Origin of the sequence: Kitasatospora sp. NPDC057965 (assembly GCF_042887135.1) — a bacterium.
Classification (GTDB): domain Bacteria; phylum Actinomycetota; class Actinomycetes; order Streptomycetales; family Streptomycetaceae; genus Kitasatospora.
This window is the reverse complement of sequence record NZ_JBHVPZ010000027.1, coordinates 53,859-77,078: the sequence shown is the minus strand read 5'-3', so window position 1 is coordinate 77,078 and position 23,220 is coordinate 53,859. Positions and strand designations below refer to the sequence as shown.

Below are 23,220 nucleotides of genomic sequence, written 5' to 3'. Positions count from 1 at the left end.
GCGTCTCCCGGCTCAGTCGAGGTAGCCCCGGAGCTGGGCGGCGAAGGCGTGGTCGCGGAGCTTGACCAGGGTCTTGGACTCGATCTGGCGGATCCGCTCCCGGGTCACCCCGAAGAGCACCCCGATCTCCTCCAGCGTGCGCGTCCGTCCGTCGTCCAGGCCGTAGCGGAGCTGCACCACCTGCCGCTCGCGCTCGCCGAGGGTGGCCAGCACCGCGTCCAGGTGCTGACGCAGCAGCAGGAAGGCGGCGGACTCGGCGGGTGATGCCGCGTCGGCGTCCTCGATGAGGTCGCCGAGCGCGACGTCGTCCTCCTCGCCGACCGGGGTGTGAAGCGAGATCGGCTCCTGGGCGAGCCGGAGCAGCTCCCGCACCCGGACCTCGGTCAGCTCCAGGACGGCCCCGATGTCGGCCGGGCCGGGCTCGGTCCCGCGTTCCTGGAGCAGCGAGCGCTGCACCCGCACCACCCGGTTGATCAGCTCGACCACGTGCACCGGCACCCGGATCGTGCGGGCCTGGTCGGCCAGCGCGCGGCTCATCGCCTGGCGGATCCACCAGGTCGCGTAGGTGGAGAACTTGTAGCCGCGGGTGTAGTCGAACTTCTCCACCGCCCGGATCAGGCCGAGGTTGCCCTCCTGGACCAGGTCGAGCAGGGTCAGCCCGCGGCCGACGTAGCGCTTGGCGACGGAGACCACCAGGCGCAGGTTGGCCTCGATCAGCCGGCGTTTGGCGAGCCGGCCGCCCGCCACCAGGGCGGCCAGTTCGCCGGCCAGTTCGCCGGCGGGCGGGGGTTCACCGTCCAGCCGTTCCTCGGCGAACAGGCCGGCCTCGATCCGGCGGGCCAGGTCGACCTCCTCGGCCGCGGTGAGCAGCCGGATCCGGCCGATCTCGCGGAGGTACTGGCGGAGCAGGTCGGCCGCCGGGCCGCCGGGCTCGGTGCCGGAGCGCTCCGGCACCTCCTCGGCCTCCTCCGCCTCCTCCGCCTCCTCCGCCCGCTCGGCCTCGGCGGCGTCGTCACCGGGCTCGGGGGGCTCGGCGTCGGGGTGCCCGGCCGGCAGGCCCTGGGCGGGCACCCGGGCGCCGTCCGGGAGCGGCGCCCCCGCCCGGCCGTGGTCCTCGGGCGGGGCGGGCGGGTCGGTGGTGGTGGGCTGGGCGGTCGTGGCAAGGCCTCGGTCCACGGGCATCCCCTCGGGGCTGGCGCGACTCTGGCGGACCCGCGCTGAACGGAGACAGGACGTCCTCCAGTGTGGGGCACGCCACACTCCGTGGCCGATACTCGTGCGCGGACTTTCTGAACGCGCTCCTGCAAGCGCCCGCGAGCCCCTACAAGGCGGCGGCGCCACCGCTGCGCAGCGACTGCCCGTACTGCTGGAGCTGCCACAGCTCGGTCTGCACCGCGTGCAGTTCCTCGGGGGCGGCCCGGTTGCCCAGCCGCTGGAGGTGGGCGCGGACCTCGTCGACCCGCCGGTCCACGGCCAGCAGCCGCAGCTTGACCAGGAACTCGCCCGCGTAGACGGCGTCCGCCTTGCGGCGCGAGCGCACCGGCTCCACGGTCAGCTCGGTGACCAGCGAGCGCACCCGGTCGTCCGGGCAGGCCTCGCGCACCACGGTGGTGAAGTCGGCCAGCGCGGCCCCGTACGCGGCGCCGCCGGCCTGGCCGATCGCACGGCGCACGGCGGTGTACGGCGGCGTCGGGAACTCGTCCTCGCCGTAGTTGTCGAAGGCCGGCGCGACCAGGTCCGGGTGTTGCAGGGCCAGCTTGAGCAGCTCGCGCTCGACGAACTGCGCCGGGTCGCGCGGGTTGAGCACGAAGGCGGGCCGGGCCGGGCGGGCCTGCTGGGCCGGCTCGGGCCGGCGCTGCTGGCCGTTGGTGCGCGGGTTCTGCCGGCGCTCGCGGTCCCAGCGGGCCAGCTGGGAGACCCGGCGGACCACGAACGGCTCGTCCAGGATGCCGAGCATGCCGGCCAGCCGGACGGCGTACTCGTGCTGGATCGAGCGGTCCTTGATCTTGGCGACGATCGGCGCCGCCTCCTCCAGCGCCGCCGACCGGCCCTCCGGGGTGTCCACCCGGTGCTTGGCGACGACCGAGTTCAGCGCGAACTCGAAGAGCGGGACGGGGTTGTCGATCAGCTCGCGGACCGCGTCGTCGCCCTTGGCCAGGCGCAGGTCGCAGGGGTCCATGCCGCCGGGGCTGACCGCGATGGAGGTCTTGGCGGCGAACTTCTGGTCGTCCTCGAAGGCGCGCAGCGCGGCCTTCTGACCGGCCGCGTCGCCGTCGAAGGTGAAGACGGTCTCGCCGCGGTACTGGGAGGTGTCCATCAGCAGCCGGCGGATGATCTTGATGTGGTCCTCGGCGAAGGCCGTGCCGCAGGTGGCCACCGCGGTGGTGACCCCGGCCAGGTGGCAGGCCATCACATCGGTGTAGCCCTCGACCACGACCGCCCGGCCCGACTTGGCGATCTCCTTCTTCGCCAGGTCGATGCCGTAGAGCACGTGCGACTTCTTGTAGATCGGCGTCTCGGGGGTGTTGAGGTACTTCGGTCCGTTGTCGTCCTCGCGCAGCCGCCGGGCGCCGAAGCCGATCACCTCACCCGCGATGTCCCGGATCGGCCAGACCAGCCGACCCCGGAACCGGTCGATCAGACCGCCGCGCTGGCCCTGCGAGGCCAGGCCGCCGAGCAGGATCTCCTTGTCGCTGAACCCCTTGCCGCGCAGGTAGCGGACCAGGTGCTCCCAGCCGGCCGGGGCGTAGCCGACGCCGAAGGTCTTCGCGGCCTCCTCGTCGAAGCCGCGCTCGGCCAGGAAGCGGCGGCCGATCTCGGCCTCGGGCGAGGCGAGCTGCTCCTGGTACCAGGCGGCGGCCACCTTGTGCGCCTCGACCAGGCGGGTGCGCTCGCCCTGCTGGTGGCGGGGGCTGTAGCCGCCCTCCTCGTAGCGCAGGGTGATGCCCGCCTGGGCGGCCATCCGCTCGACGGCCTCGGCGAAGGTGAAGTGCTCGATCTTCATCAGGAAGGCGATGGTGTCGCCGTTCTCCTGGCAGCCGAAGCAGTGGAAGACGCCCTTGGACGGGTTGACGTAGAAGGAGGCGGACTTCTCGTCGTGGAAGGGACAGACGCCCTTGTACTCGCCACCGCCACCGTTGGTCAGCTGTACGTAGTCGCCGACCACGGCGTCGATCGGCAGTGCGCTCCGCACCGCCTGCACGTCTTCGTCCCTGATCCGCCCGGCCACCCCGGAAGTCTACTGGGGCGACCGGGCCGGACGGCGGGGCGAGCGACCCGGGTCAGGTCCGGGCCGGGCCGACCAGCCGGGAGTGCAGGGCCAGCGCCGAGGCGTCGGTGAGGGTGGCGATCTGGTCGATCACGGTGCGCAGCGCGGCCCCGTCGTCCTCCGCCTCGCGGTACATCGCGGCGAAGACCGGGTCCAGCGCCTCGGGGGCGCGCCGGCCCAGGACCTCGGCCAGCTCGGCGATCACGATCCGCTGCCGGGCCCTCAGCTGGGCCTGCTCGTCGCGCTGCATCACGTACCGGACGGCGACCGCCTTGAGCACCGCGCACTCCAGCCGGACCTCGCGCGGCACCACCAGCTCGGCCGCGTACCGGGTGAGCCGGCCGGGGCCGTAGCGGGCCCGGGTGGCCTGCTCGGCGGCCAGGCAGAACCGGCCGATCAGCTGGCTGGTGAGGTCCTTGAGCCCGGAGCGGGCGCGGGCCGTGCCGTCGTAGGACTCGGGCCACCACTCCTGGGCGAGCAGCCGGTCCAGGGCGGCGGCCAGCTCCTCGGGCCCGGCGTCCCGGGCGTAGCGCTCGGCGACCTTGAACAGCTCGGCGCGCTCGCCCGGGGCGCGCAGCGCGGCCGGGTCGATGTGGCCGGCCTGGAGGCCGTCCTCGACGTCGTGGGTCGAGTAGGCGACGTCGTCGGACCAGTCCATGACGGTGGCCTCGAAGCACTTGCGCCCGGGCGGGGACCCGGCCCGCATCCAGCGGAAGACCGCCAGGTCGTCGGCGTAGACGCCGTACTTGGGCGAGGCCGGGTCGGTGGGGTGGGCGCCGTGCGTCCAGGGGTACTTGGTGGCGGCGTCCAGGGCGGCGCGGGTCAGGTTGAGGCCCACGCTGCGGCCCGGCCAGGGGGCCAGCCGGGCCGGCGCCTCGTCCTGCGGGGCGAAGCGCTTGGGCTCCAGGCGGGTCAGGATGCGCAGCGACTGCGCGTTGCCCTCGAAGCCGCCGCAGGCCTCGGCGGCCTGGTCGAGCGCCTCCTCACCGGTGTGGCCGAACGGCGGGTGGCCGATGTCGTGGGCCAGGCAGGCGGTCTCGACGAGGTCCGGGTCGCAGCCGAGGGCGGCGCCCAGCTCGCGGCCGACCTGGGCGCACTCCAGCGAGTGGGTCAGCCGGGTGCGCGGGAAGTCGCTGCGCATCGGGGCGACCACCTGGGTGGTGCCGGCGAGCCGGCGCAGGGCGGCGGAGTGGAGCACGCGGGCGCGGTCGCGCTGGAACGCCGTACGGCCGGGGCGCTTGTCCGGTTCGGGTACCCAGCGGGCCTCGGCGGCGTGATCGTACGGCGTCGGGGCCGGGGCTGCGGTGAGGCGGTGCGCGGTGTCGTCCATATGACCCTCACCGTACGCCGCGGCGGTGACAGCGGAAGTGTGCCGCGCGCTACGGCGCGCGGGCCGGGGCGTGAACCCTTGGCCGCGCGCCGTAGGCCCCCAGCGTGGGCCCGGAGGGGCTGTCTCCGGCTCCGGCCGGGGTCAGCCCCGGACCGCCTTGAGGACGGCCTCGGCGGCGCCCTCCTGGCCCTTGGCGTTCGGGTGGATGGCCGCCAGGCCGTGTGCCGGGAACGGCGGCTCCACCCAGCGGGCGCTCTCCCCGGCGCACATGTCGTGGCCGGCCGAGGGCGCCGCGAGGTCCACGAAGACCGCCCCGGCCGCCTCCGCCCGCCGTTTGAGCATGGTGTTGAGCTGCTGCTCCTTCTCCACCAGGAAGCCCAGGTCCCCACCCGCCACGGTGGAGCCCAGCACCGGCACGCAGCTCGCCGGGTCGGCGGGCAGCAGCGCCGGGTAGCCGACCACGTAGACCCGGGCCTGCGGGGCGCGGCGCTTGATCTCCTTCAACTGCTGGCCGAGCCGCTCGCCGGCGGCGTCGACCTTGCGCTGGACCTGGTCGCCGCCGCCGTCCGCGGCGGCGTAGGAGTCGCGGCACGGGGCGGCGGCGCGGTCCGAGCCGACCAGACCCCTGAGCGCGTCCACCAGGTTCTCCTTGGCGCACTGGCCGACGACGTCCATGAAGCCGGCGTCGTTGCCGCCGATCCCGATGGTCACCAGGCGGGTGGCCGGGGTGAGCGCGTCCAGCTGCGGCGGGTTGCTGCCGTCGTCGGTGCTCTGGGCGCCGGTCAGGTCGCCGGTGCGGGCGCCGCTGCAGCTGACGTCGCGGAACCGGTCTCCGGAGAGGCCGAGCCCCTTGGCCACCAGGGACGGGTAGTTGACCGCCGACCGGGAGCAGCCCTTCGGCTCCGCCTCCTGCTGCGGGCTGATCTTCAGGCCGGAGGTGTAGGAGTCGCCGAGTGCCACGTACGGCCCGGTGGGTGTGGGCGTGGGCGTCGGCGTGGGTGTCGAGGTGGCCGCGGCGGCGGCCCGCGCCGGCGCGGAGCCGTCCGGAGCGGCCGCGGCGACGGTTGCGGAACCGGCCGCGGAGCCGGCGGAACCGGAGCAGCCGGCCACCAGCACGGCGGCGAGGCCGGCGCTCACCGCACCGGTGAGCGCGGCGGTCGGGCGTACGGACAGTGGCACGGGATCCCCCCGGGTAGGAGCCGGTAGCGCTTCTTCCTACGACGGCCCGTCCCCCGGGCACCGCAGGGCCCAACGGACGGGCGCGCGCTATCGATCCCGCCCGGAGCCGCGAATTTCCGCTCCGCCCGCCGCTCCGGCCTCCGCCGCGCTCCCCGCGCCGGTCGCTACTCCGGGCCTCGCTCGTGCTCGGCCAGGAACTGCTCGAAGCGCCGGCCCAGCTCGTCCGCCGACGGCAGGTCCACCGGCTCGGCCAGCAGGCTCTCCCGGTCCTCGGCGCCGGCCACCGCGTCGTACTGGCCCTCCATGCCGCGGATCGCCGAGCGCAGCTCGCCGTCCCCCTGCGCCAGCTGCTCCTCGATGTCGGCGTACACCACGTCGACCCGCTCGCGCAGCGGGGTGCCGGGCAGCACCAGCCCGGTCGCGGACTGCACCGCCTCCAGGATCATCACCGCGGCCGCCGGGTACGCCGAGCGCGCCACGTAGTGCGGCACGTGCACGGCGAAGCCCAGCACGTCGTGCCCGGCCTCGGCGAGGCGGTACTCCAGCAGCGCCTGGGCGCTGCCCGGCACCTGGGCCTGCTCGAACCACTGCGGGTAGCCGGCCGCGAGGTCCAGCCGGTTGCCGTGCGGCGTCAGGCCGACCGGGCGGGTGTGCGGCACGCCCATCGGGATGCCGTGGAAGTCGAGGGCCAGCCGCACGTCGAAGCGCTCGACCAGCTCGCGGACGGCCGCGGCGAAGCGCTCCCACTCGACGTCCGGCTCGGGCCCGCTGAGCAGCAGGAACGGCGAGCCGGCCGTGTCGTGGACGAGCTGGAGCAGGATCTCCGGCGGCTCGTAGGACGCCCAGTGCTCGCGGTCGAAGACCATCGCGGGGCGACGGGCCCGGTAGTCCACCAGACGGTCGTGGTCGAAGCGGGCCACCACCTGCGGGTCCCCCGTCTCCAGCAGGTGGGCGACCACCTGGGCGCCCGCCTCGCCGGCGTCCATGAAGCCCTCGAAGTGGTGGAGCAGCACCAGGCCGGCGCCGGTGTCCGCCAGCGCGGCCCTCGCCGTGGCCACCGCGGCCACCCCCTGCTGGTCCAGCTCGTACAGCGCCTGGGGATCACGCACCGCTCACCCACACCCCGTTTCTCTCCTCGTCGCGGTTCGCCGCGGCCGCTCCCCCGTGCGTCGGCGCGCGCGGGGGCTCGTGCCCGGCTCTCCTCGTCCAGCGTGCGGGGCGCCGCCGGAATTCCCGGCGGGGCGGGCCCGTTTGCCCGGACCGCCCGCGGCGGGCCGCCCGGCGGGCTGCTCGCGGACCGTCCGGCCGACTGCTCGGCGGGCCGGCCGGACCATGATCGCACTCACCGGAAAAGTCCCTGGTCAAGGGGGTGCGAACGGCCTCGGCGGCCCGTCCGGGCGCCGCCCCGGGGGCCATTCGTGTGCCGCGAAGTGACGCACCGACTTCTTACGGGTATCGTCCTCTCGCTGCCTCGCATCGTCGCGTCGTCGTCACGTCGTCCGTAACGCCGTCGACCACGTCCCGGACCGGTGCTCGGCCAGCCACCCACGACGCATCTTGCCTTCACCTGGCCGCCTGCTTCCCTTCGCGCTCTCGTTTCCTCTTCGGCCATCTCGCGGACGCACACTGTCCCCTCGCTCATCCCGCCGGACCGGTCCGTGGACCCGTGTCCGTTCCGGCACCGCGCTGCCCGTCTCCGGGCCGTCGCTCCCCGCCCCGCTCGACCGGCCTCCGGCGTGCGCGGGCACCGGTGGGCGCACTCGGGGCGGGGCGAACCAGTCATCGCTCGCCCGCGCCGCACCCCGGCACGGGCCAGCACCCTCCGACCGATGAAGGACCGAAGGTTCCGTGCCCGTACCTGTCATCCTCACCGGCCGCACCGTGCGGCTGGAGCCCCTCGCCGCGCACCACGCCGAGGCCATCGCCAAGGCCGGCGCCGAGGACCGTACGACCTACGCCTTCACCCCCGTCCCGCACGGCCTGGAAGCGGCCCGGGAGTACATCGCGCGCGCGCTGGCCGACCAGGCCGCCGGCCGGTCGCTGCCGTTCGCCACGGTGAACCAGGCCGACGGCCGGGTGGTGGGCTCCACCCGGTTCCTGGAACTCGACTACTGGCAGGGACCGCTGGTCTGGCCGCCGGTGCCGGGTGTGCCGTTCGGCGACCCGGACACCGCCGTCCCGGACGCCGCCGAGATCGGCAACACCTGGCTGTCCCCGCGGGCCCAGGGCACCGGCATCAACACCGAGGCCAAGCTGCTGATGCTCCGGCACGCCTTCGAGGCGTGGGGCGTGCAGCGGATCTCACTGCGCGCCGACGCCCGCAACCTGCGCTCGCGCACCGCCATCGAGCGGCTCGGGGCGACCTCCGAGGGCGTCCGCCGGGCGCACTCGCGCGGGCTGGACGGGGTGGTCCGGTCGACCGCGTTCTACTCGATCCTGGACAGCGAGTGGCCGGCCGTCCGGGACATCATCGAGCTGCGGATCGCCGCCGCCACCTCGCCGAGCGCCCCGGATCCGGCGATCAACCAGGAGTGCCTTAGACACGGCGGCGGCGCCGGGCACCTGATCACCGCCTGAGACCCGCCACCCGCTGCCCGCTGCCCGCCGTCCACCGCGGGCGGCGGGCGCGGCGGACGGCGGCCGCTGCGGGCGCGGCGGTCAGGAGGAGTAGCCCATGGCGGCCAGGCCGAGGACGTCACGGAGGTAGTCCGCTCCGAGCGGAGCCCCGACGTACCCGGGGTGTGTCTCCTCCACGGCCGACACCGGGCGCCAGCCGCCTCCCGGCACGGGTGCCACCCGGACCGCCCACGCCTCGTAGCCGGTCCAGCTGCGGTGCAGGTGGAGCACACCCTCGGCGGTGCAGGACTCCCACTTCTGCTCCATCTCCTTCGCCCGCAGGCCGTACCGGATCCGCTGCCACTGCTGCTCGCTCCAGATCACGTCCGGGACGGGGCAGGGGCGCGGCAACCGGACCGGCTTCAGGAATTCGCGGTCCGTCGCCCTCGCGACGCCGCCCGGCTCGGGGAACGCCCAGCCGGGCAGCGGCTCGCGGGCGGCCGCCCAGGCGGCCGGGATGCCGGCCGTCCCGGTGTGCGCGGCGACCACGCCGCCGGTGATCGCGGCGACGGTGTCGGCGTCCCCGCCGGCGGACACGGCTTCCCAGATCGCCGCCGGGTAGTCGGTGAGCCGGCGGGCCGCGCACCACAGCGCGTACGGGACGGTGTCGGCGGCGCTGGTCCGGCTGCCGTTGCCGAGGATCCGGGCCGCGACCACGAGGTCCGGCTCGGCGAGCAGGTCGGCCGCCTCGGTCAGGCCGTCGCGCACCGCCCCGAACGGGGTGAGGTCCCGCACCGACTCCAGGAAGCCCAACGGCGTCATGCTCTCGCTACGGGCGCGCACGGCGTACGCCGCGGCCACGGCGACGGCGATCGCGCCGTCCACGGCCTGCGGGTGGGTGTGCGTGACCAGCGCGGTGTCGGCGGCCGGCCCGACCACCGCGCCCGGGTCGTCCGCGTACGCCGCCCCGAGCGGGGCGACCCGCATCGCGGCGCCGTTGCCGTACGAGCCCCGGCCGTCGAACTGCCCGGCGGCCAGCGCCTTCGCGTCACCGCCCTCCCTGATCAACCGCAGCAGGCGGTTGGCGGACGGGCCGTAGCCGCGGTCGAAGTCGTGCCGCCGGGCGAACGCGTGGGTGAGGTCGAACACGTCGATCTCGCCGCGCTCGGTGTGCGCGGCGTACACCGAGCACGCCATCTCGGTGTCGTCGGTCCACGGCCAGGGACCGGGCGGGAGGGTGCGGGCGGCGAGGTGGGTGCGGGCGGTGGCGGGAACGAAGAACTGGGCGCCGAGAGCGTCGCCCACGGAAAGGCCGTTGAGCGCGTCGAACGCCGGGCCGGTGTGAGGAGTTGTCATCGGGGGCAAGCCCACCCCGCCCGCCGTCCCGCGTCAACCTGGTTTGACCGGGCAGCCCCCAGCGGGCGATGTTCCGCATACCCCCGACCCGGGTGGGAACCACCCGGGCATGACCAGCGCCGGCTCCCTCCTCGACCCGCTGCTGCTGCTCGGCGCCGACCAGCAGCACATCGTCACCCGCGCCCAGCTGCGCGGGCTCGGCGTGCCGTCAGGAACCATCGCGCACCGGCTGCGGGCCGGCGGGCCGTGGCAGCGGGTGCTGCCGCGGGTGATCTGCCTGCAGACCGGGCGGCTGACGGCCCACCAGCGGCTGCGGGCCGCCCTCGCCTACGCGGGGCCCAAGGGGCCGGCCGTGCCGTCCGGCGGGCAGGTGCTGCTCACCGGGGCGGCCGTGCTCGCCGACGCCGGGCTGCCCTCGGCCGGGCACCCGGCCGACCTCGCTGAGGTGGACGTGCTGATCCCCGCTCGGCGCCGGGTCGCCGACCGGGGGTTCGTGCGCATCCACCGGGCCGGCGGGGCGATGCCCGGCGGCTTCCAGCGCGACGACGGGCTCTGGAGCACCTCGGTCGCCCGGGCGCTGGCCGACCTCGCGCCCAGGGAGAGCGGACGGCACCGGTTCCGCGCCCTGTGCGCCGAGGCCGTCCAGCGCCGGCACTGCGAACTCGGCGAGCTGCTCGACCAGTTGCTCGCCCGGCCGGACGCCCGCGCGCTGCCCCGGCTGGCCGCGGTGGTGGAGGAGCTGACGGCCGGGGTGCGCTCGGTGGTCGAGGGCGAGGCACGGGACGCGGTGCACGGCGCCGGACTGCCCGAGCCGCTCTGGAACCCGCCGCTCTACCTGGACGGACGGTTCCTGGCCGTCCCGGACGCCTACTGGCCGCAGGCCTGCGTCGCGCTGGAGATCGACTCCCGGGCCTGGCACCTGCGCCCGGCCGACCACGAGCGGAGCCTGACCCGCGCCAACCGGCTGACCGCCGCCGGCCTGCCGGTCGTCCGCACCACGCCCGTCCAGCTGCGCCGCGACCCGGGCCCGGTACTGCACGAGCTGGCGGTGCTCCTCGCGGGCGGCCCGCACGGACCGCACGCCCGGATCACCTGGCGCCGGGCCCGCTGACCGGCGCGGTCCTCCCTCACCACCCCTGGCCGAGCAGCTTCCGGGCCGCCGCGACGCGCTGCGCCGACCTCTCCTTGACCGCCTGCAGGCCGGCCTCGTTCCGGCCGATGAGCTGCTCCTGGTAGGCCGTCTGGACGGTGTACCAGGTGCCGAGCGACGTCCGCGCCCCCGCGCGGCGCTTCACGGTAACCCCCGCCGACGGGGACGGCTGTCCGCACCCCGGGGGTTCAGCAGCGGGCGTCGATCTCCTGGAAGGTGCCGTAGTGGTCGGCGGTCCAGTACTGCTCGCCGGAGTCGCCGGTCACCACGCGGCGTGCGCCGCGGTCCCCGGAACCGGGGGTGACGACGGTGAACTCGTGGTAGTAGCCGGAGGCCTTGCGCGGGAGGCGGTTCTCCCGGTTCTCGAAGACGATGCCGTCCGAGCGGTAGGGGTACGGTCCGCCCTTGGCGATCAGGCCCAGGGTGTCGAGGGCCTGGCCGGGCAGCGTGGTGCGGCAGACGTCGGCCATCGCCGGGTCGGTCGGCACCCAGCCGGTGGCCGCGGCGCTCGGGGGCGGGGTGGCCGGGGCGGAGGGCTTGGGCGTGCCGGACTTGGGCGCGGTCGGCTTGGGGGCCGACGGGCCGCTCGACGCGGAGGCCGGGCCGGTGGAGGTCGCGGCGGCCTTGGAGGTGCCGTCGCCGGTGTCGTCGGACACCACGTAGCCGACTGCGGCGGCGATCGCGCAGAGCAGGACGGCGAGGACGGTCCACAGGCGGTTCTTGCTGGTCATGCGCTCCAGCTTGGCAGTCGGCGGCCCCGCCCGCGGCCAGCCACACATGTGGCCGCCGCCACATCCGGGCGCCGGGCGGGGGAACGCGCACGGCCGGGGCGGGTACGGACGCCGTTGTCCGTTCCCACCCCGGCCGCTTCACGTACGCCGGTTCTCCTGCGCCGAGCTCCGGTGTACGCCCCTCCCCGATGGAGGGGACGCGGTCAGCGATTCCGGCCGCGCCGGGGGCTCAGAGCCCCCGGCGTCAGCGCGAGTCGCTGCCCGCCGACTCGATGGCGGCGCGGCCGGCCTCAAGGCGCGCCACCGGGATCCGGAAGGGGGAGCAGGAGACGTAGTCCAGCCCCACCTGGTGGAAGAAGTGGACCGAGTCCGGGTCGCCGCCGTGCTCGCCGCAGACGCCGAGCTTGAGGTCGGGGCGGGTGGCCCGGCCGGCCTCGACGGCGTGCTTGACGAGCGAGCCGACGCCATCGCGGTCGATGGTCTCGAAGGGCGAGACCCCGAAGATGCCCTTCTCCAGGTAGGCGGTGAAGAAGGAGGCCTCGACGTCGTCGCGGGAGAAGCCCCAGACCGTCTGGGTGAGGTCGTTGGTGCCGAAGGAGAAGAACTCGGCGGCCTCGGCGATCTGGCCGGCCGTGACGGCGGCGCGCGGCAGCTCGATCATGGTGCCCAGCTTGATGTCCAGCTGGACGCCGGTGGACTGGGCGACCTCGGCGAGCACGCGCTCGCACTCGTCGCGGACCAGCTCCAGCTCCTGGACGGTGCCGACCAGCGGGATCATGACCTCGGGGCGCGGGTCCCCGCCGGCCAGCTTGCGCTCGGCGGCGGCCTCGGCGATGGCGCGCACCTGCATGCCGAACAGGCCGGGGATGACCAGGCCCAGCCGCACGCCGCGCAGGCCGAGCATCGGGTTCTGCTCGTGCAGCTTGTGCACCGCCTGGAGCAGCCGCAGGTCGTTCTCGTTGGGGTCCTTGCGGGCCTCGGCGAGGGCGACGCGCACCGACAGCTCGGTGATGTCCGGGAGGAACTCGTGCAGCGGCGGGTCGAGCAGGCGGACGGTGACGGGCAGGCCGTCCAGCGCCTGGAAGAGCTCGACGAAGTCGCCCTTCTGCATCGGCAGCAGGGTGGAGAGCGCCTGCTCGCGGTCCTTGTCGTTGTCCGCGAGGATCAGGTGCTCGACCTCCTTGCGGCGCTCCTCGCCGAGGAACATGTGCTCGGTGCGGCACAGGCCGATGCCCTGGGCGCCGTAGCGGCGGGCGCGCGAGCCGTCCTCGGCGTTGTCGGCGTTGGCCCGCACGGCGAGCCGGCGGCGGACGTCGGCGTGCGACATCAGCCGGTGCACGGCCTGGACCAGGCCGCCCTGGACGTCGGCACCGGCGTGCAGGGTGCCCTCGAAGTACTCGACCACCGGGGAGGGCAGCACGGGGACCTCACCGAGGTAGACCTTGCCGGTCGCGCCGTCGATGGAGACGACGTCGCCCTCCTCCAGTACCAGGCCGTCGGCGGTGGTCATCCGGCGGCGCTTGGTGTCGACCTCCAGCTCCTCGGCGCCGCAGACACAGGTCTTGCCCATGCCGCGGGCGACGACGGCGGCGTGCGAGGTCTTGCCGCCGCGCGAGGTGAGGATGCCCTCGGCGGCGATCATGCCGTCCAGGTCGTCCGGGTTGGTCTCCCGGCGGACCAGGATGACCTTCTCGCCGGAGCGCGACCACTTCACGGCGGTGTAGGAGTCGAAGACGATCTTGCCGATCGCGGCGCCGGGCGAGGCGGCGAGGCCCCAGGCGATCTGCTTGGACTCGGTGTTCGGGGCGAAGCGCGGGAACATCAGCTGGGAGAGCTGACCGCCGGTGACCCGCATCAGGGCCTCGTCCAGGTCGATCAGACCCTGGTCGACCAGCTGGACGGCGATCCGGAAGGCGGCCGCGGCGGTGCGCTTGCCGACCCGGGTCTGGAGCATCCAGAGCTTGCCGCGCTCGATGGTGAACTCGATGTCGCAGAGGTCGCGGTAGTGGTTCTCGAGCGTCTGCATGATGGTCATCAGCTCGTCGTACGACTTCTTGTCGAGCTTCTCCAGCTCCGACAGCGGCAGGGTGTTGCGGATGCCGGCGACGACGTCCTCGCCCTGGGCGTTGGACAGGTAGTCGCCGTAGACGCCCTGGGTGCCGGTGGAGGGGTCGCGGGTGAAGGCGACACCGGTGCCGGAGTCCTCGCCGAGGTTGCCGAAGACCATGGTGCAGATGTTGACCGCGGTGCCCAGGTCGTTCGGGATGCGCTCCTGGCGGCGGTAGAGCCGGGCCCGGTCGCCGTTCCAGGAGTGGAAGACGGCGTGGACGGCGAGGTCCATCTGCTCGCGCGGCTCCTGCGGGAAGGCCCGGCCGGTCTCGCGCTCGACGATGCCCTTGAACACCTCGACCAGACGCTTCAGGTCGCCGGCGTCCAGGTCCAGGTCGTTGACGGTGCCCTTGGCGTGCTTGGCCTCGTCCAGGGCCTCCTCGAACAGCTCGCCGTCGACGCCCAGCACGGTCTTGCCGAACATCTGGACCAGGCGGCGGTAGGAGTCCCAGGCGAAGCGCTCGTTGCCGGACTGCGCGGCCAGGCCGGCCACCGAGGCGTCGGAGAGGCCGATGTTCAGGACCGTGTCCATCATGCCGGGCATGGAGAACTTGGCGCCCGAACGCACCGAGACGAGCAGCGGGTCGTCGGCCTGGCCGAGCTTCTTGCCCATCGTCTGCTCGAGGGCGTCCAGGTGGGCGCTGATCTCCTCGTGCAGGGAGGTGGGCTCGCTGCCGGTCTCCAGGAAGACCTTGCAGGCCTCGGTGGTGATGGTGAACCCCGGAGGGACCGGGAGGCCCAGGTTGGTCATCTCGGCCAGGTTCGCGCCCTTACCGCCAAGAAGATCCTTGAGGTCCTTGTTTCCTTCAGTGAAGGAGTAAACAAACTTCTGCTGGGACGCCACGGGTCGGTCTCCTCGCACACGGTTGCCCTGACGCCGGAGAACATACCCATTTCGAAGGCGCTTCCGCGCCGCCAATAGGGCGTACGTCGCCAGGATCGGCAAGTAACCCGCTAGATCGAATGCACTGAATGGCGTTCACCTCTGGTGGTGAAATCGTCCGGCTGACGCTAGCGAGTGTTCAAGTCTTGAAGGCGGCGAAACCGGAAGATCACATCACGGGGACGCACCGTAGCCACGGACCCACCGGCCTGACGGACCGGCTTGATTTCCTGCACCCTCAGCGCCCGATCCGCCGCTACTCCCCTTCGGGAAGCGATCCGCCCCCGACTTGTTCATTTCGTCCTGTCGGCCACCTCCGACCGCCAGGGTATGTGGCCAGCGTCACGGGCGCATCTCAGCGTTCGAACGTAGAGCCGCTCCGCCCATCGTCGCACTGCGTCCAGAAATGAGTCCGCTCCGTAATATCCGACTGCCAAAAAGGAGCCCTCTTGGCCAGATTGGCAAAGAGGGCTGGGCCGTAGTGGCAGTCGACCCCAAGGGGCCATTTCTGCCGAAGCGTATAGGTCAGCCGCCAGAGGTATCCGATTCGGCATCCTCGCCCGGTCGGGCACAGTCGTACGGATCGTCCAACCAGCCTTCCGGCAGGACGACCCGGTTGTTGCCGCTGGTCCGCCCGCGCGGACCGTCCGCACCGGCCGGCCAGGACTGCGACTGCTCCACCAGGGCGAGGGTTTCGGCCAGTTCGGCGAGCGAGGAGGAGTTGGCCAGCTTCACCCGCAGTTCCGAGCCCACCGAGAAGCCCTTGGTGTACCAGGCGACGTGCTTGCGGAAGTCGATCACGCCGCGGGCCTCGTCGCCCAGCCACTCGCCGAGCAGCTGCGCGTGCCGGACCATCGCCCGCGCCACGTCGGCGAAGGTCGGGCGGGCGTAGTCCACCTCGCCCTCGAAGATCGCCACCAGGTCCTTGAACAGCCACGGCCGGCCCAGGCAGCCGCGGCCGACCACCACGCCGTCGCAGCCGGTCTCGCGCATCATCCGCAGCGCGTCGTCCGCCGACCAGATGTCCCCGTTGCCGAGCACCGGGATCCCGGCCGGGACGGCCTCGCGCAGCCGGGCGATCGCCGACCAGTCGGCGGTGCCGCCGTAGTGCTGGGCGGCGGTGCGGCCGTGCAGGGCGATCGCCGAGACGCCCTCCTCGGCGCCGATCCGGCCGGCGTCCAGGAAGGTGAGGTGGTCGTCGTCGATGCCCTTGCGCATCTTCATGGTGACCGGCAGGTCACCGGCGTTGGCCACCGCCTCGCGCAGGATCTCGCGCAGCAGGTTGCGCTTGTACGGCAGCGCGGAGCCGCCGCCCTTGCGGGTCACCTTGGGGACGGGGCAGCCGAAGTTGAGGTCGATGTGGTCGGCCAGGCCCTCGTCGGCGATCATCCGGGCCGCCTTGCCGACGGTCACCGGGTCCACCCCGTACAGCTGGATCGAGCGCGGCTTCTCGCTCGGGTCGAACTTGATCAGCTGCATCGTCTTGGCGTTGCGCTCGACCAGGGCCCGGGTGGTGATCATCTCGGAGACGTAGAGGCCCTTGCCGCCGCTCTGCTCACGGCACAGGGTGCGGAACGGCGCGTTGGTGATGCCGGCCATCGGGGCCAGCACCACGGGCGGCCAGACCTCCAGCGGGCCGATGGACAGCGGCGCGAACTCGGCGCCGGCGGCGGGGGCGGCGGCCGTCGCCGTGGCCGACGCGGTGGTGCCGCCGTCGGCCGGGCCGGTTCCGGTGACCGTCGCGGTGGCCGTCGCGGTGCTCGGCTCGATGGGTGCGGGCGGGACTGTCATGCGCGGCTGACCTCGGGGACGGCGGGTGGGGGACTCTTCATTGTCCCCCACCCGGCCGAGCCGCCCGGGGCCCTCGTTCCCGGGCCGCCCGGCGGCGGACCGGCCCTCGCGGGCTCACCCCTCGGGCCACCCCTCGGGGTCACTGCTCGGGGTCACCCCTCGGGGTCACTGCTCGGGGTCACCCCTCGGGGTCACTGCTCGGGGGGACTCATCGGGGGTATCCATCGGGGCCACTCGTCGTCGTCGGCGTCCTTTGCGAAGACCGACACCGAGCCGGAGCTGACCGAGACCCGGATCTTGTTCGGGCTGGAGCGGTCGGCCAGCGCCGGGTCGATGTTGCCGCGCGCCAGCGGGGACGCCCCGCCGTCGAAGTCGTAGCGGGATCCCTTGGGCAGGCCCAGCGCCACCGACCCGGAGGTCACCCCGATGTCCACGATCCTCGGGACGGCGGCGAAGCCCAGTTCCATCGAACCCGAGGTCGCGGCGACGTTGACGTCCGAGGAGGTGAGGTGGCTGCCGCGTACCGAACCGGAGGTGGTGCGCACGGTCACCGGGCCGGACACGTCGCTCAGCAGGATCTCGCCCGAGGTGGAGAGCAGACTGATCTCACCCGCCACCCCCGCGACGTGGACGCTTCCACTGGACAGCTTGCCGGTCACCGCGACCCCGGGGGGCACGTCCAGCTCGATCACCGCACCGCAGCCGAAGTCCCCGACCGCCGACAGCACCTGGTCGCAGCGCATCCGGACGTCGAGCAGGTCCTGGTCGAGCTGCGTCGTGACCACCGGCATCCGGATCTTCCAGTTCAGGTACTCGCGCACCACCACCCGGCCCTCCTGCCCGTGGCGGATCCGGACCGTGGCGTTGCCCGTGTCCAGCCGCACCTTGGTCACCGCGACCGGGTAGGACCGCTCCGAGCGGGTGCGCTGCTGCACGGCCATCGCCCAGGTCTGCACGAAGCCGACGACCAGCACCACGAGGAGCGCGAGTGTGCCGAGCAGCCGCCAGATCCGGCGGCCGCGGGTGCGGCGGGCCGGCTCCGGCGCCCGCCCCCGCGCGTCGGCCGACGCCCCGCCCGGCGCCGCCCCCGCCGGCCCGGTGGCCGTCGTCCCCGCCGTCGTCATCGTCATCCCACCTCCAGGAAGCGCAGCACCGCAAGCACCCGCCGGTGGCTCTCGTCGGCGGGCGGAAGGTCGAGCTTGGCGAAGATCGAGTTGATGTGCTTGGCCACCGCGCTGTCGCTGACCACCAGGGCGGCGGCGATGGCGGCGTTCGAGCGGCCCTCGGCCATCAGCGCGAGCACGTCCCGCTCGCGCGGGGTCAGCCGCTCCAGCGGATCGCGGTGACGGCGCACCAGCAGCTGGGCGACCACCTCCGGGTCCAGCGCGGTACCGCCCTCGGCGACCCGCTGCAGCGCGTCCACGAAGTCGTCGACGTTGGCCACCCGCTGCTTGAGCAGGTAGCCGACGCCGCTGGTGTTGCTGGTCAGCAGGTCCGCGGCGTACCGCTCCTCCACGAACTGGGAGAGCAGCAGCACCGCCACCTCCGGCCACTGCCGGCGGATCAGCAGTGCGGCCCGCACCCCCTCGTCCGTGTAGCCGGGCGGCATCCGGACGTCGGCCACCACCACCTGCGGGCGGTGCTCCTGCACCGCGGCGAGCAGTTCCTCGGCGTCCCCGACGGCGGCGGCCACCTCGTAGCCCACCGCCTCCAGGACCTTGACCAGGCCGACCCTGAGCAGGACGGAATCCTCGGCGATCACAGCACGCACGGCAACTCCACGGTGATGGTGGTCGGGCCCCCGACGGGGCTGAGCACGGACAGGGACCCGTCGACCGAGGCGGTGCGCTGGCGCAGACCGGTCAGTCCGGTGCCGCGCGAGGAGTCCGCGCCGCCCACGCCGTCGTCGCTGACGACCAGGCGCAGCCTGCCGCCGGCCGTCCGCACCGAGACGTCCGCCCGGGTGGCCCGGGCGTGCTTGGCGACGTTGGTCAGCGCCTCGGAGACGGTGAAGTAGGCGACCGCCTCGACGGTCGGTGCTATCCGCTCGGCCAGCTCGACGTCCAGCCGGACCGGCAGCGGGGCCCGGGCGGCGATCCCGGAGAGCGCCGCGTCCAGCCCGCGGTCCTCCAGGACGGCCGGGTGCAGCCCGCGGACCAGGTCGCGCAGCTCGTCGATGGCCGCCTGGGCCTCCTGGTGCGCCTCGACGATCACCTGCATCGCCTCGGGCGGGACGTCCTTGAGGGTGCGGCGGGCCAGACCGAGGTTCATGGCGAGCGAGGTGAGCCGCTGCTGGGTGCCGTCGTGCAGGTCCCGCTCGATCCGGCGGCGCTCGGCGTCGACCGCGTCGACCAGTCCGGCCCGGCTCTCGACCACTTCCTCGATCCGGTGCTCCAGCTCGGCGGTGCGTCCCGGGCCGAGCATCCGCACCGCGATCGCCTCGTCCAGCCAGGCCAGCAGGCCGGCCGCCGCGGGCAGCACCACGAGCAGCAGCAGGCCGACGACGGTGAGCGTGACGTCCAGCTTGGCCCACTGCCCGTGGACCGGTGAGCCGGCCGGCATCAGCCAGGCCCAGCCGAAGACCGTCGAGGCCGCCAGGGCCGCGCCCCAGCCGTACACGACGGTGGTCCCGGCGAGCGCGACCAACGGGCCGACCACCAGGTGGTAGCCCACCTGCCGCCAACTGACGGCGGTCCTCAGCCTGGTGAGCAGGCCGGCCGGCATCCCGGCGTGCCGCAGCAGCGGCGGGATCTCCACCCCGCGCAGCGCGCGCAGCCGGCCGCGCTGCGCGGTGGTGAGCGGGCGGATGGAGAGCAGGATCACGCCCAGGGCGATCAGCTGCACCTTCGGGGTGACGACCAGCATCCAGGCGGGCAGGGCGAGCGGGATCCCGGCGGCGAGGAACCGGGTGTCCCGCCAGACCGCCGCCGACCACGGGGGCCTGACGGCGCTCCTGGCGAACGCGCGGCGCGGCTTCGTGGAGGACATGGCGGACAGCCTAGAGCGAAGTGATCAAGCGTCACCATGAAGGGGGCTGCCGAGAAATGGTGAAGCTAGGTACACCCCCGATTCGGATCGGCGCACTACCGACAACACGGCCGCCGAAGACGAGTCTTGACGGCATGATGAGCAGCGCATCGAACTCCGCCACCCCGCCGCACGGACGGCGTCCGGCCCACGGCACCGCCTCGGCCGCCGTCGCCGCCGCCGTCGTCCAGGCCGAGGGCCGGCTGCCGGTCGGGCCGGGCGGCTTCTTCGACGGGTTCGGCGGGTTCGGCGGGTTCGGCGGGCCCGACCTGCTCGACTTCGACGGGTTCGAGCCGCCGGTCGGCCCGGTCGCGCCGGTCGGGCCGTGGTCGGTGCGCAGCGTTCCGGCCGGGCGTGGGCGGGCGGCGCTGGAGGTGTACGAGCACGGCGAGCTGGTGGACGTGGTGGTCGCCGCCCGGCTCGGCCGCGGGCTGCTGCGCGGCGCCCGCGCCTGGACCGCTGCCGGTACCGGTGCCGGTGCGCGGACGGGCGGGCGGCGGCGCACCCGGCACGGGCTCGCCTGGGGGCGGCTGCCCAGCGGTGCCGCCGCCCCGGCCGTCGGGTTCACCGGCGGGCGGCTGCTCCGGCTGCCGGGGCGGCCCGCGCCGGTGGTCGTGGCGGGCGAGGTGGTCACCGTCGCCGGGGAGTTCTGGCTCGCCTGGGCCGAGGGCGTCTTCGACGGCGTGCTCGTCGAGCCGGCCGGCGGGGCCGGGTCCGAGCGGTCCCCGCTGACCCGGGTGCGCGCCGTCCGCGCCGTCCGCGCGACCCACGACGCCCGCGCCCTCGTGACGGAGCCGGAGGACGTCCGATGAGCACCGCCGTCATGTCCGCCCGCCCCGCCCTCCCGTCGCTCGCCCCGGTCGCCGCACGGGTGCCCGTCTTCGCCGCCTTCGCGCTGCTGCCCTGGGTCGCGGTGCTCGCGGCCGCCGGCGAGACGGCGTGGGTCGTCCTCGACCTCTGTCAGTTCGCCGCCCTGCTCCGGCTGGACGCCGTGCTGCGCCACCGCCGGCCGGGCGCCGTCGTGCCCGCCGCCGTGGTCGCCCTGCTGCTCGCCGGCGACGCCCTGGTCGACATCGCCACGGCCGCCCCGGGCGCCGAGGCGCTCGCCGCGCTGATGATGGCGAGCTGCGTCGAACTCCCGCTCGCCGCACTCTGCCTGGCGCTCGGGCTGGCCCGCCCCCGGCGGCCGTCAGCGGGCCGGCACCGCCGGGGCCGGCGTCGCGGCGCCGGCCGACGGCAGCCCGGTGGGCAGTCGGGTCACCAGCGCGGCGGTCTCCTCGTCCTTCGGGGTGTAGACGACCATCCGCGGGCCCTGCAACGGCCCCAGCCAGAAGCTCGTGTAGTCGAAGCGCAGCAGGCCCACCTCCGGGAGCAGGAAGCGCTTCAGGCCGTTCCCCGGCCGCAGCACGTCGTGCCGCTGCCAGGCCTCGTCGAACGCCGGGGAGGCCTGGCGCAGCCGGCCGAGCAGCGTCCGCCAGGCGGGCTCGCCCCCGTGGTCGCCCATCCCGGAGCGGAACCGGGCCACCATGACCTCGCGCTCGTCCTCGTGGTCCACCAGCACGTCACGGAAGCGCGAGGGGGTGAACGCCAGCCACATCAGGTTGCGGTCCTCCGGGGGCAGCGCCTCCAGGTCGCCGACGATCCCGGTGTACTGGGCGTTGCAGGCCAGCACGTCGTAGCGGGAGTTGATCACCGCGGCCGGGTAGGGCGCCATCCGGTCCAGGGTCAGCCGGATGCTCGGGGTCACGGTCAGACACTCCCGCACCGGCACCGGGTCCTCCGCCCCGGCCAGCGTGAACAGATGGGCCCGCTCGCTCGGGTCGAGCAGCAGGGCGCGCGCCACGGCGTCCAGCACCTGGATGGACACCTGGATCTCGCGCCCCTGCTCCAGCCATGTGTACCAGGTGACGCCGACGGCGGCGAGCTGCGCCACCTCCTCGCGGCGCAGCCCCGGCGTGCGCCGCCGGCCGGTCAGCGGCAGCCCCACCTGCTCGGGGGTGATCCGCTCCCGGCGGTTGCGGAGGAACGCCGCCAGCTGCTGCCGCCGCGGATCGGCGGGCGCCTTGCCGGTGGTTTCCACGACGGTGGTTTCCACGACGGTGGATCCGGCGATGGTGGATCCGGCGACGGTGTTGGCCGCGGCCGCGCTTGCCGTGACGGTGGTCAGACTCATTCCACCAGGATGCGCCACTCGCCATCCTGTTTCCAGGTACTTCTTATACCCGGATAAGCACACTCTGGTACCAGGGTGTGACGCGGCGGATCGTAGGACCGTGCCCCAGCAACTGACCGCCGCCAGGCCCCTCGCGCCCGCTCCCTCAGCCACTTCCTCCGCCCACTCCGCCTCCGGCCCCTCCCTCGGCACCGCCGGACTGGTCACCGTCCTGCTCGGGGCGTTCCTCCCGATGCTGGACTTCTTCATCGTCAACGTCGCGCTGCCGACCATCGACCACGACCTCGCCGCCGGCCCCGCCGTGCTGGAGCTGGTCGCCGCCGGGTACGGCATCGCCTTTGCCGTCCTGCTGGTCCTCGGCGGCCGGCTGGGCGACATCTTCGGCCGCCGCCGCCTCTTCTTCGCCGGGGCCGCCGCCTTCGCCGTGACCTCGCTCGCCTGCGGACTCGCCCCCGACGCCTGGTCCCTGGTCGCCGCCCGGGCCACCCAGGGCGCGTCGGCCGCCCTGCTCATCCCGCAGGTGCTCGGCACCATCACCGCCGCCACCCACGGTGCCCGGCGCGGCCGGGCGCTCTCGGTCTACGGCGCGGTCGGCGGCATCTCGGTGGTCATCGGCCAGGTGCTCGGCGGCATGCTGGTCGCCGCCGACCTCTTCGGCAGCGGCTGGCGCTCGGTCTTCCTGCTGAACGTCCCCTTCGCCCTGCTGGCCCTCGTGCTCGCCCTGCGCTTCGTCCCGGAGAGCCGCGCCGAGCAGGCCGTCAGGATCGACATCGCGGGCACCCTCCTGCTCACCGCCGCCCTGCTCTCCCTGCTCGTCCCGCTGATGGAGGGCCGCGCCGCCGGCTGGCCGCTCTGGTCCTGGGTGCTGCTCGCGCTGTTCCCCGTGCTCGCCACCGCCTTCGCCCTGGTCGAACGCCGGGCCGAGCGCCGCGGTGACACCCCGCTGGTGCCGCCCACCCTGCTGCGCATCCCCGAGATGCGGCGCGGCCTCGGCATCGCGCTGCCCTACTTCGGCGGGTTCGGCGGCTTCATGTTCGTCATCGCGGTCTCCCTCCAGCAGGGCCTGCACCTCGGCCCGGTCGCGGCCGGGTGGGCACTGGTCCCGATGGCGGTCGGCTACTTCACCGCCTCCCTCTCCGGCCCCCGGCTGATCGGCCGCTTCGGCAGCCGGGTGCTGACCGCCGGCGCCGCTGTCCAGGCCACCGGCCTCGCCACCCTGGCCCTCACCGTGCTCGCCGACCCGGACGGCTTCTCCCCGCTGCGGATGGCCCCGGGCGTCGCCCTCGCCGGCATCGGCCAGGGGCTGATCGGCACCCCGCTGTTCCGCGTCGTCCTCTCCAAGGTCCCCGCCGACCGGGCGGGCGTCGGCAGCGGGGTCCTCGCCACCAGCCAGCAGTCCAGCCTCGCCCTGGGCGTCGCCACCCTGGGCTCCCTCTACCTGGCCCTCTCCCCCACCCTCGGCATGGCCCACGCGCTCGCGCTCTGCCTGGGCATCCAGCTCCTGGGCTCGTTCACCATCTTCTACCTGACCACCCGGCTGCCCCGTTCCATCGGCTGACGGCCGGGCCGCCTGGGTCCCCGGTTCCGTCGTGGGCGCCCCCCCCCCCCCCGGGGGGCCCCCCCCCCCCCCCCCCCCCCCCCCCCCCCCCCGGGGGGTATTAAAAAAA

The 23,220-nt window shown here is 74.1% G+C and carries 18 protein-coding genes; 4 read left to right on the top strand and 14 right to left on the bottom strand.

Features of this window, described 5'->3' with window-relative positions; genetic code table 11:
- Positions 1–12: 12 nt before the first annotated feature.
- The 5 genes from ACFVVU_RS29575 to ACFVVU_RS29555 form a co-directional block, all read right to left on the bottom strand.
- The gene (locus ACFVVU_RS29575; protein ID WP_387793323.1) at positions 13–1,182 is read right to left on the bottom strand and encodes an RNA polymerase sigma factor; all 1,170 of its coding nucleotides are present in this window, start codon (positions 1,180–1,182) and stop codon (positions 13–15) included.
- A 139-nt stretch (positions 1,183–1,321) separates the two neighbouring features.
- Positions 1,322–3,229 carry a DNA primase gene (dnaG, locus tag ACFVVU_RS29570; RefSeq protein ID WP_387793321.1) on the bottom strand — a complete coding sequence of 636 codons (1,908 nt, stop codon included), beginning with the start codon at positions 3,227–3,229 and terminating at the stop codon, positions 1,322–1,324.
- A 52-nt stretch (positions 3,230–3,281) separates the two neighbouring features.
- Complete coding sequence (locus ACFVVU_RS29565; RefSeq protein ID WP_380682428.1) at positions 3,282–4,598, bottom strand: deoxyguanosinetriphosphate triphosphohydrolase; 1,317 nt, start codon at positions 4,596–4,598, stop codon at positions 3,282–3,284.
- 141 nt (positions 4,599–4,739) lie between these two features.
- Positions 4,740–5,777, bottom strand: coding sequence for an SGNH/GDSL hydrolase family protein (locus tag ACFVVU_RS29560; protein ID WP_380682429.1), 1,038 nt, complete (start codon positions 5,775–5,777; stop codon positions 4,740–4,742).
- A 164-nt stretch (positions 5,778–5,941) separates the two neighbouring features.
- Complete coding sequence (locus tag ACFVVU_RS29555) at positions 5,942–6,886, bottom strand: PAC2 family protein (RefSeq protein WP_387793319.1); 945 nt, start codon at positions 6,884–6,886, stop codon at positions 5,942–5,944.
- 739 nt (positions 6,887–7,625) lie between these two features.
- On the opposite strand from ACFVVU_RS29555, the gene ACFVVU_RS29550 reads away from it, so the two are divergent.
- Entirely contained in the window at positions 7,626–8,354 is a 729-nt protein-coding gene (locus ACFVVU_RS29550) for a GNAT family protein (protein ID WP_344325279.1), read from the top strand.
- A gap of 81 nt (positions 8,355–8,435) precedes the next feature.
- Here ACFVVU_RS29550 and ACFVVU_RS29545 read toward each other — a convergent pair whose 3' ends face one another.
- A complete protein-coding gene (locus ACFVVU_RS29545) occupies positions 8,436–9,689 on the bottom strand; it encodes an ADP-ribosylglycohydrolase family protein (RefSeq protein WP_387793317.1) in 1,254 nt (417 codons plus the stop codon).
- Positions 9,690–9,798: 109 nt separating this feature from the next.
- On the opposite strand from ACFVVU_RS29545, the gene ACFVVU_RS29540 reads away from it, so the two are divergent.
- Positions 9,799–10,800 carry a hypothetical protein gene (locus tag ACFVVU_RS29540; protein WP_387793315.1) on the top strand — a complete coding sequence of 334 codons (1,002 nt, stop codon included), beginning with the start codon at positions 9,799–9,801 and terminating at the stop codon, positions 10,798–10,800.
- A 16-nt stretch (positions 10,801–10,816) separates the two neighbouring features.
- Here the strand turns inward: ACFVVU_RS29540 and ACFVVU_RS29535 are convergent, their stop codons facing one another.
- From ACFVVU_RS29535 to ACFVVU_RS29505, 7 genes are all read right to left on the bottom strand, one after another.
- Complete coding sequence (locus tag ACFVVU_RS29535; RefSeq protein WP_387793313.1) at positions 10,817–10,984, bottom strand: hypothetical protein; 168 nt, start codon at positions 10,982–10,984, stop codon at positions 10,817–10,819.
- 43 nt (positions 10,985–11,027) lie between these two features.
- Positions 11,028–11,570: a ribonuclease domain-containing protein gene (locus ACFVVU_RS29530; protein ID WP_387793312.1), complete on the bottom strand. Its 543-nt coding sequence runs from the start codon at positions 11,568–11,570 to the stop codon at positions 11,028–11,030.
- A gap of 244 nt (positions 11,571–11,814) precedes the next feature.
- On the bottom strand, positions 11,815–14,523 hold the full coding sequence (gene ppdK / locus ACFVVU_RS29525) for a pyruvate, phosphate dikinase (protein ID WP_387793310.1): 2,709 nt from the start codon (positions 14,521–14,523) through the stop codon (positions 11,815–11,817).
- 564 nt (positions 14,524–15,087) lie between these two features.
- Complete coding sequence (dusB, locus tag ACFVVU_RS29520; RefSeq protein WP_387793308.1) at positions 15,088–16,353, bottom strand: tRNA dihydrouridine synthase DusB; 1,266 nt, start codon at positions 16,351–16,353, stop codon at positions 15,088–15,090.
- Between the two features lie 191 nt (positions 16,354–16,544).
- Positions 16,545–17,483, bottom strand: coding sequence for a DUF4097 family beta strand repeat-containing protein (locus ACFVVU_RS29515; protein ID WP_387793306.1), 939 nt, complete (start codon positions 17,481–17,483; stop codon positions 16,545–16,547).
- Entirely contained in the window at positions 17,480–18,124 is a 645-nt protein-coding gene (locus ACFVVU_RS29510) for a response regulator (protein ID WP_380682437.1), read from the bottom strand. Before ACFVVU_RS29510 ends, ACFVVU_RS29515 begins: the two co-directional genes overlap by 4 nt.
- Positions 18,112–19,341, bottom strand: a complete 1,230-nt coding sequence (locus tag ACFVVU_RS29505) for a histidine kinase (protein ID WP_387793304.1) — start codon at positions 19,339–19,341, stop codon at positions 18,112–18,114. Before ACFVVU_RS29505 ends, ACFVVU_RS29510 begins: the two co-directional genes overlap by 13 nt.
- 134 nt (positions 19,342–19,475) lie before the next feature.
- Here ACFVVU_RS29505 and ACFVVU_RS29500 point away from each other — a divergent pair, with 134 nt between their 5' ends.
- The gene (locus ACFVVU_RS29500; protein ID WP_387793303.1) at positions 19,476–20,192 is read left to right on the top strand and encodes a hypothetical protein; all 717 of its coding nucleotides are present in this window, start codon (positions 19,476–19,478) and stop codon (positions 20,190–20,192) included.
- Positions 20,193–20,569: 377 nt separating this feature from the next.
- Here ACFVVU_RS29500 and ACFVVU_RS29495 read toward each other — a convergent pair whose 3' ends face one another.
- A complete protein-coding gene (locus ACFVVU_RS29495) occupies positions 20,570–21,553 on the bottom strand; it encodes a helix-turn-helix transcriptional regulator (protein WP_387793301.1) in 984 nt (327 codons plus the stop codon).
- A gap of 100 nt (positions 21,554–21,653) precedes the next feature.
- Between ACFVVU_RS29495 and ACFVVU_RS29490 the strand changes: the two genes are divergently transcribed.
- Entirely contained in the window at positions 21,654–23,111 is a 1,458-nt protein-coding gene (locus tag ACFVVU_RS29490) for an MFS transporter (RefSeq protein ID WP_387793299.1), read from the top strand.
- The last annotated feature ends 109 nt before the right edge of the window (positions 23,112–23,220 follow it).